The following is a 271-nucleotide window of genomic DNA, read 5'->3' as shown; positions in this document are numbered from 1 at the left end:
AACTCATGATCGCACTGCCCTGCCCTGGCTCAGCGCGGTTGGCGGCCAGGGCCTGTTCGTCCACACGCATGGCCGGGATGCCCTGCCCTCGCGTGCCGCCGGCGACAAACAAGGTCGCCTCGGCCAAGCCGTAAGAGGCAAAGAAATGGTTTGAAGAGAAACCGCACGCCGCGAACTTCTCGGCAAAGCGCTCCAAGGTGTCGAGGCGGATCGGCTCGGAACCCGAGTACGCCACGCGCCAGCGGCTCAAATCGAGGCGTTCCAGGGCTGA

Annotated in this window: 1 pseudogene; it reads right to left on the bottom strand. The window is 64.9% G+C overall.

Going from position 1 to position 271, the window contains the following annotated elements:
- Positions 1–271, bottom strand: a pseudogene (locus tag SB756_RS30300) (hypothetical protein); the annotation flags it as partial.

The sequence above is a fragment of the Pseudomonas sp. SIMBA_068 genome, assembly GCF_046534705.1.
Taxonomy (GTDB): domain Bacteria; phylum Pseudomonadota; class Gammaproteobacteria; order Pseudomonadales; family Pseudomonadaceae; genus Aquipseudomonas; species Aquipseudomonas putida.
Note: the sequence above shows the minus strand (reverse complement) of the source record. Positions and strands in the feature narration are given on the sequence as shown.